Source organism: Synechococcus sp. R6-7, assembly GCF_047461695.1.
Taxonomy (GTDB): domain Bacteria; phylum Cyanobacteriota; class Cyanobacteriia; order Thermostichales; family Thermostichaceae; genus Thermostichus.
In genome coordinates, this window is record NZ_JANSHS010000168.1 from 1 (window position 1) to 2,084 (window position 2,084).

Annotated in this window: 2 protein-coding genes and 1 pseudogene; all 3 read right to left on the bottom strand. The window is 58.1% G+C overall.

Annotated elements, in window-relative coordinates; genetic code table 11:
* Positions 1 to 763: RAMP superfamily CRISPR-associated protein (locus NW815_RS05730; protein WP_414415800.1), on the bottom strand; the 763-nt coding region annotated here is incomplete at its 3' end.
* Positions 764 to 929: 166 nt separating this feature from the next.
* Complete coding sequence (gene csx7, locus NW815_RS05735; protein ID WP_414390637.1) at positions 930 to 1,781, bottom strand: CRISPR-associated RAMP protein Csx7; 852 nt, start codon at positions 1,779 to 1,781, stop codon at positions 930 to 932.
* Positions 1,782 to 1,800: 19 nt separating this feature from the next.
* Positions 1,801 to 2,084 (bottom strand): annotated as a pseudogene (locus NW815_RS05740) (hypothetical protein); the annotation flags it as partial.

The window sequence follows — 2,084 nt, forward strand, 5'->3', positions numbered from 1 at the left end:
CCCCCAACAGGGATCCCTGTGGCCAGGTCAGGGGGGATCCCAGCAGTCGAATCTGCTCGTTTGCCTCATCCACCAGGCAGCCCGGATAGTCCACCACCGCCCACTCGTACTCAACCCGAACGGTGCCCATGCCGCGGGACTTGGCAAAGCCGATGCCAAACCAGCCTTCATCCAGATCCCGCAACGCCAGTCCCAGCAGACCCAGTTGGGCCAGGGTAAAGTTTTTCAGGTGGATCTTGGTTTGAAAGGATCCCTCTACGCACACTTGATAGCTGAACGGCCCCACCTCCACTGAGCCGAAGACGCGGTCGATGGCCACCCCATTACGTTCCTCCAGGCGCAGAGGGGTTCCCGGCTTGGGATAGGCATCTTCGATGCGGACCCGGCTGGCGATGGCTGTGTTGCCGAACATCTGATCCGTAAAGGAAGAAAGGGCGTAAACCTGGTGGGGCTCTTCAATTTTTTCCAGCCATTGATTGGCCTTTTGGTCGAGGGGATCGCTGGCCCAGAGTTTGAAGCCTCCCCCCTCAGGACGTCTGTCGCTGCCCACCGTTCGGACGATGCGCTCCGCATGGGCGCGAATTGCCCCTTTGAGGGAGCTGCCGGGAAAATAGACCGTTCGCCCGCCGCCGTGATAGGTTTCGACGAACTCCATATCCGGCTTCGTCGGGTCAGCCCCTCCTTTGCCCGCCTTGATGAGAACAGGGCCATCGGGCTTGAGGGTGAGGCAGAGGGTGCAATGGTTAACGTAGCGTTTGTGCATAGCCTGGGATCCTTCACACCAGAACAGGAGCTTTTGGTTGAGGGGCTTGGGGCGGCAAGCAGTCTGTCCAGTTTGTCAACCGATAGGGGTGGAAAACGCTGACCGTATCGCCAACCGTTGTAGAGTCCATGAAGACCATCGGGATCCCTCCTGACATGAAATAGGGCTAGCGGCGGGGGCCGACCGATTGCCGTTGAGAGGCCGTTGTTAATTTGGCAACCAGGGCTTTCACCCAGTCTTGGCGCAAAGCGGCAGCCTGCTCCGGGCTGAGCGGCTGTCGGGATCCGGCCACCAGCTCTTGAAGGTAGGCCAGCAGCCGTCTTGGATCCCCTTCCGAGTCGAACCAATAGATTGCCGAGATCTGCAGGCGGACAACCCCCAAGCCACGGGAGCGCCCCCCTCCCAGGGGGATCTGTTCCGTTTCCAATTGGTGCAGGCCAATGGCCAAGAGGCCCAGTTCCCATTCCTCGGCATTTTCGACGACGGCATGAAACCGGAAGGGGGTGCTGGCAGGCACCACTTGCAAGTCGTACAGCTTGCCATCTGCCGCCGTTTCCGTATCCCGATCGATGGCCACGCCATCCCGCTCTTGGTACTGGCCAAACCAGGCTTCCGGCACCACGGGCAAATCTCGGATCTGCACCTTGCCGGCCAACCAAGGGGATCCAAACACCTGCGAGACCCAGTCGGTGGCCTCAATGAGCTTTTGAGTCAGAGCCGCATCGTCCCCTTTGTAGTCATTTTTAATTTGGTTGATGATCTGAAATTGCTCGCTGCTGGTCAATTCGCCGGGATCCCTGGCCAGCTCTGGGTTGATGCCCCGCAAGAAACTTTCCAGGCGAGAGCGCATCGCCCCCTTCAAACTGGAGCCGGGAATGAGCGGACGGCCCAGCGCATCCTTGAGAACCGGCAAATCCGAGCCGATGGGTTCGGTGGAGCGGCCCACCCCGATGTGCAGAGCGGTCACGGTGGTGAGGGTGCCGGTGATTTCCAAGCGGTTTTTGAAAACGTCGAACATTGTTCCCTCAAATGGCTGCTCAAGTTAAGGCTTGTACTGCAGAGGTTTGCCATTCCCGAAGCGAGACGGAGCCCCTAATAAAACTCAAGAGGATCCCTAGGATCTGAGCAATTTCTGAGATAAAGTACTCCCTGTCATCGATAAAGAGTTGGTCACCCTCGAGTTTTGCAAATCGCCAGTTGGTTCCTGAGGTTACTGCTCCATAGACACTGTCTACTTGAGAATTGGAGTTCTTGTTAAAGACCTGTGCCCCCACCATACCGGCAACGCACTGGCCCAGACCCCCGATCAAGTCTTCTTTTT

Coding starts and splice junctions, on each gene's coding strand:
- csx7 (WP_414390637.1), bottom strand. CDS start 1,781: ATGTTCGACGTTTTCAAAAACCGCTTGGAAATCACCGGCACCCTCACC.